Source organism: Kitasatospora purpeofusca (assembly GCF_034043715.1).
Lineage (GTDB): Bacteria > Actinomycetota > Actinomycetes > Streptomycetales > Streptomycetaceae > Kitasatospora > Kitasatospora purpeofusca_A.
This window is the reverse complement of the sequence record NZ_JAXCLC010000149.1, coordinates 1-5,099: the sequence shown is the minus strand read 5'-3', so window position 1 is coordinate 5,099 and position 5,099 is coordinate 1. Positions and strand designations below refer to the sequence as shown.

General features: G+C 74.3%; 6 protein-coding genes. 4 read left to right on the top strand and 2 right to left on the bottom strand.

The window, feature by feature from the left end; translation table 11 throughout:
* Nucleotides 1–116: 116 nt before the first annotated feature.
* Nucleotides 117–560: an arsenate reductase ArsC gene (locus SM793_RS36225; RefSeq protein WP_320443393.1), complete on the bottom strand. Its 444-nt coding sequence runs from the start codon at nt 558–560 to the stop codon at nt 117–119.
* Nucleotides 561–775: 215 nt separating this feature from the next.
* On the opposite strand from SM793_RS36225, the gene SM793_RS36220 reads away from it, so the two are divergent.
* Genes SM793_RS36220 through SM793_RS36210 form a run of 3 tightly spaced genes read left to right on the top strand, consistent with a single transcriptional unit; the run spans nt 776 to nt 3,010 of the window.
* Nucleotides 776–1,087 carry a metalloregulator ArsR/SmtB family transcription factor gene (locus tag SM793_RS36220; protein ID WP_320443392.1) on the top strand — a complete coding sequence of 104 codons (312 nt, stop codon included), beginning with the start codon at nt 776–778 and terminating at the stop codon, nt 1,085–1,087.
* A 58-nt stretch (nt 1,088–1,145) separates the two neighbouring features.
* Entirely contained in the window at nt 1,146–1,904 is a 759-nt protein-coding gene (locus tag SM793_RS36215; RefSeq protein WP_413816113.1) for an aquaporin, read from the top strand.
* A complete protein-coding gene (locus SM793_RS36210; protein WP_320443391.1) occupies nt 1,901–3,010 on the top strand; it encodes an ArsO family NAD(P)H-dependent flavin-containing monooxygenase in 1,110 nt (369 codons plus the stop codon). The genes SM793_RS36215 and SM793_RS36210 overlap by 4 nt, the downstream gene beginning before the upstream one ends.
* A gap of 98 nt (nt 3,011–3,108) precedes the next feature.
* Here the strand turns inward: SM793_RS36210 and SM793_RS36205 are convergent, their stop codons facing one another.
* Entirely contained in the window at nt 3,109–3,465 is a 357-nt protein-coding gene (locus SM793_RS36205; RefSeq protein WP_320443390.1) for a metalloregulator ArsR/SmtB family transcription factor, read from the bottom strand.
* Between the two features lie 134 nt (nt 3,466–3,599).
* Between SM793_RS36205 and SM793_RS36200 the strand changes: the two genes are divergently transcribed.
* Nucleotides 3,600–4,979, top strand: coding sequence for an NAD(P)-binding domain-containing protein (locus SM793_RS36200; protein ID WP_320443389.1), 1,380 nt, complete (start codon nt 3,600–3,602; stop codon nt 4,977–4,979).
* Nucleotides 4,980–5,099: the final 120 nt, after the last annotated feature.

Genomic DNA, 5,099 nt, shown 5'->3' with positions numbered 1-5,099 from the left:
CCCCCCGCCGGGGGCAGGGGGGGGCCCCCGGGGGGGGGCCGCCCCCCTTCCGCGTTCTCGCACCGCTTGTCGCACCGCTTCTCGCACCGCTTGTCGCACCGCGCGAAGTCCGCCGTTCACTCCCTGCTCTCCCTGCTCTCCCTGCCCTGGTCGCCCTTGGCGTCGATCTCGGCGATCAGGCCCTCGATGAGGCCCTTGATCTCGTCACGGATCGGACGGACGGCCTCGACGCCCTGGCCGGCCGGGTCCTCCAGCTTCCAGTCCAGGTACTTCTTGCCGGGGAAGTACGGGCAGGCGTCGCCGCAGCCCATGGTGATGACGTAGTCGGACGCCTGGACGGCCTCGGTGGTCAGCACCTTCGGCTCCTGGCCGGAGATGTCGATGCCGAGCTCGGCCATCGCCGCTACGGCGGAGGGGTTGATCCGGTCGCCCGGGATCGAGCCCGCCGAGCGGACCTCGACGCGGTCTCCCGCGAGGTGGCGCAGGAAGCCGGCGGCCATCTGCGAGCGGCCGGCGTTGTGGATGCAGACGAACAGCACGGAGGCGGTCGGCGCGGTCATGGCGGGGTGTCCTTCGGGTGTGCGGTGCCCGCCGGGAGTCCCGGGTCCGGCACCGGCGGGCGTTCGGTCATCGGGTTTCCGGCCCTTCGGGGAACGGGGGCCTCGCTCCCGAGCTCGGGCGGCGGTTCGTGGGGCGACGACACGCGGGTTCCCCGGAGGTGGCCGGACGGAAGGGGACTCGCTTCGCGGCCCCGACGCAGGTAACGTATCAGCCTATGGTGACATCAGTCGACAGTGACGTCTTGAAGGCCCTGGCCGACCCGCTCCGGATGCGGATCATCGCACTCCTCGCCGAGGAGGCGCTGTGCACGACGCACCTGGTCGCGGAGACCGGCGCCAGGCAGACGAACCTGTCGAACCACCTGAGGATCCTGCGCGACGCCGGCCTGGTCGACACCGAGCCGTGCGGGCGCTTCACGTACTACAAGCTCCGCGCCGAGGCCGTGGAGGCCGTGGCGGCGGAGTTCGCCGGGCTGGCCGCCACCGCCCGCGAAGCCGCCGAGGGCAACCGCAAGCGGTCCTGCTGAACCAGCCCAGCCCGATCCGGCGGCCCACACCCGCCTCCCCGCACGAGGAGTCCCCCTGTTGAGCGCCATAGACGAGGCCAGACCTGACGCCACCGTGGCCGAGCCCCTCGCCGTCGAACCACCGGCGATCCCGCTGCTGAACCGGGTCGCGGCGGAACTGGTCGGCACCGCCGCGCTGGTCGCGGTCGTCGTCGGCTCCGGCATCCAGGCCACCGAACTCAGCCAGGACGTCGGCCTGCAACTGCTCGCCAACTCCCTGGCCACCGTCTTCGGCCTCGGCGTCCTGATCCTGCTGCTCGGCCCGGTCTCCGGCGCGCACTTCAACCCCGTCGCCACACTCGCCGAGTGGTGGACCGGCCGCGAGGACCCCAAGGGCCTGGGCCCGCGTGAGGTCGCCGCGTACATCCCGGCCCAGATCGCGGGCGCGATCGGCGGCGCCGTCCTGGCCGACGCGATGTTCGGCAAACCGCTGGTCGAATGGTCGACCCACGACCGCTCGGCCGGGCACCTGCTGCTCGGCGAGGTCGTCGCCACCGCCGGCCTCGTCCTGCTGATCTTCGGCCTCGCCAGGACCGGCCACCTGCGGTTCGCCCCCGTCGCGGTCGCCTCCTACATCGGCGCCGCGTACTGGTTCACCTCCTCCACCTCCTTCGCCAACCCCGCGGTGTCGATCGGCCGGGCGTTCACCGACACGTTCGCCGGCATCGCGCCGTCGTCCCTGCCCGGCTTCCTCGGCATGCAACTGATCGGCGGGGTCGTGGGCCTGGCCCTGGTGGCCCTGATCTTCACCCACCGCCGCAAGGCCACGGCCGAGTGAGCGGCGTCCGGCGCGTCCAGGTCCTCGTCGTCGGGGGCGGCCAGGCCGGCCTCGCCGCCGGGTACCACCTACGGCGCGCCGGACTCGATTTCGCGATCCTCGACGCCTCCCCCGGCCCGGGCGGCGCCTGGCAGCACTACTGGGACACGCTGCGGCTGTTCTCACCGCCCGCCTACTCGTCCCTGCCCGGGCGTCCCATGCCCGGGCAGGCAGGGACGGCCTACCCGGACGCCGCACACGTGGTGCGCTACCTCGCCGAGTACGAGAAGCGCTACGACCTGCCCGTCCACCGTTCCGTCCAGGTCGAGGGCGTCGAACGCGGCCCCGCCGGGCTCGTCGTCCGCACCGACGCGGACGCCACCTGGCAGACCCAGTCGCTGATCATGGCCACCGGCTCCTGGCAGCGGCCCTTCGTCCCCGCGGTCCCCGGCCGCCACGACTACACCGGCCGCCAGCTCCACACCTACGGCTACCACGGCGCCGCCGCCTTCACCGGGCAGCGCGTCGTCGTGGTCGGAGGCGGCAACTCCGGTGCCCAGATCGCCACCGACCTTATCGGCGAGGCCGCAGCCGTACGGTGGGTCACCCGCCGCCCCGCGCGCTTCCTCCCGGACGAGATCGACGGCCGCGCGCTCTTCGACCTCGCCACCCGCCGCGTCCGGGGCGACGGGCCGCGCATCGGCGACCTCGGCGACCTCGTCGCCGTCCCGCCCGTACGCGCCGCCCGCGACGCCGGACTCCTCACCGCCCACCCGATGTTCGACCGCCTCACCCCGGCCGGCCCGGCCTGGGCGGACGGCACCGCCTGGCCCTGCGACGCCGTCATCTGGTGCACCGGCTTGCGCCCCGACCTCGCCGCCCTGCGGCCCCTCGGCCCGGCCCTGACCCGCGGGCGGGTCCGCACCGACGGCACCCGGCTGGTCGAGGACCCGCGAATCCACCTGCTCGGCTACGGCGACTGGACCGGCCCCGCCTCTGCCACCCTCGTCGGCGTGGGCCGCACCGCCCGCCAGGCGGTCGCCGAGACCGCCGACCTCCTCTCCCGGCAGCGCGGTCCAGCCGCCTCTCCGAGGACGTCCCCGCGCCCGGTACCCGGTCCCGCCTGAGGGTGCGACAGCACGCCCGTGACGGCCGCGAGGTCAGCCGACAGCAGGGCTGCGGCGGCGGCCGACGCGCTGGTACGCCCGGGCCGCCCCGGCACCCGTCAGCTGGCCGCGGCCAGCATGCCCGCCATCGCGGCGAGCACGCCGGGCGCGACCCGGTAGTAGACCCAGGTCCCGCGCCGCTCACTGGTCAGCAGGCCGGCCTCGCGCAGCTTCTTCAGATGGTGCGACACGGTGGGCTGGGAGACCCCGACGTCCTGGATGTCGCACACGCACGCCTCCTGTCCCTCGTGGGCCGCGACCTTGGAGAACAGCCGCAGCCGCACCGGGTCGGACAACGCCTTGAACATGGCCGCCATCCGCACCGCGTCCGCCTCCGAGAGTTCGGCGGACGTCAGCGGCGGGCAGCACGGGGCGGCGTCGGGCTCCAGCACGGTCAGCGGCTTCGCGTTCGACATGCGTCTATGTTGACACACGTCGAATCATCGCGGCAGGGATCTCAAATTCGATGAATGTCTATGTTGACCGATATCTAAGCAAGTGCCATCCTTGCCACAGGACATCGACTGTTGTCGAATCAGAGGAGCCACCCGTGACCGCCCCCACCGCCACGAACCCCCTTCCCGTCGTCGTCACCGGCGCGGGTCCGATCGGCCTGGCCGCCGCCGCGCACCTGGTCGAGCGGGGTATCGAACCGCTGGTCCTGGAGTCCGGCGCCTCCGCCGGGGCGGCCGTGCGGGAGTGGGGCCACGTCCGGCTCTTCTCGCCCTGGGCCGAGGTCGTCGACCCCACCGCCGAGAAGCTCCTCTCCCCCACCGGTTGGGTACGCCCCGACGGCGCCGCCTACCCGTCCGGCGGCGAGTGGGTGTCGCGGTACCTGCAGCCGCTCGCCGACGTCCTCGGTGACCGCGTGCGCTACAACGCCCGGGTGACCGGCGTCGCCCGCGCCGGACGCGACCGCATCGTCGACTCCGGCCGCGCGGAGCAGCCCTTCACCGTCCACGTCGAGCACGCGGACGGCCGCGAGGAGCGGATCACCGCCCGCGCCGTGGTCGACGCCTCCGGCACCTGGGCCACCCCGAACCCGCTCGGCGCCGACGGCCTCCCGGTACTGGGCGAGCGCGCCGCCGACGGGCGCGTCTCGTACCGCATCCCCGACCTCGCCGACCCGGCCGTGCGGAAGCGGTTCGCCGGCAAGCGAACCGCGGTGGTCGGCACCGGCGCCTCCGCCTTCACCGCGCTCGCCCAGCTCGCCGACCTCGCCGAGGAGGAGGACGGCACGCACGCGGTCTGGGTGCTGCGGCGCGGCCTCACCGGCTCCACCTACGGCGGCGGCGCGGCCGACGAGCTGCCCGCGCGCGGCGCGCTGGGCCTGCGGGCCAAGGCCGCCGTCGACGCCGGCCACGCCTCCGCGCTCACCGGCTTCCGCACCGCCGCGGTCGAGACCGAGGGCGAGGGCCTCGTCCTGGTCGCCGAGGACGGCCGGCGCAGCGAGAGCGTCGACCAGGTCGTCGTGCTGACCGGCCTGCGCCCGGACCTGTCCTTCCTCTCCGAGGTCCGTCTCGGTCTTGACGAGCGGCTCCAGGCACCGGTGGAGCTGGCACCGCTGATCGACCCCAACCAGCACTCGTGCGGCACGGTCTACCCGCACGGTGCGAAGGAGCTGTCCCACCCCGAGAGCGATGTGTACCTGGTCGGCATGAAGAGCTACGGGCGGGCGCCGACGTTCCTCGCGATGACCGGCTACGAGCAGGTCCGTTCGGTCGCTGCCGCGCTCGCGGGCGACCACGAGGCCGCCGCGCGCGTCGAGTTGACCCTCCCGGAGACCGGCGTGTGCGGCGGCGCCGGCCTGTTCGACCAGCCCGACGCCGAGCAGGGCGCGGGCGGCGGCTGCTGCTCCGTCCCCGCCGCGCCGGAGGTCCTGAGCATCGGCCTCGGGGCGCCCACCGGCCCTGCCGGCGGCAGCTGCTGACCCTCCCCGTGGCGTCCGCTCGGGTCAGCGGGGGCCGCGACCGGGTCGGAGGACCCGTCGCGGCCCCGCGCCGCGCTGCCCGGACTGCGCCTGAGCAGGATCACCGGGTGGGGTGCGGGA

Excerpts from the sequence above, each read along its gene's own strand:
- SM793_RS36225 (WP_320443393.1), bottom strand. The coding sequence starts at position 560 with ATGACCGCGCCGACCGCCTCCGTGCTGTTCGTCTGCATCCACAACGCC.
- SM793_RS36220 (WP_320443392.1), top strand. The coding sequence starts at position 776 with ATGGTGACATCAGTCGACAGTGACGTCTTGAAGGCCCTGGCCGACCCG.
- SM793_RS36205 (WP_320443390.1), bottom strand. The coding sequence starts at position 3,465 with ATGTCGAACGCGAAGCCGCTGACCGTGCTGGAGCCCGACGCCGCCCCG.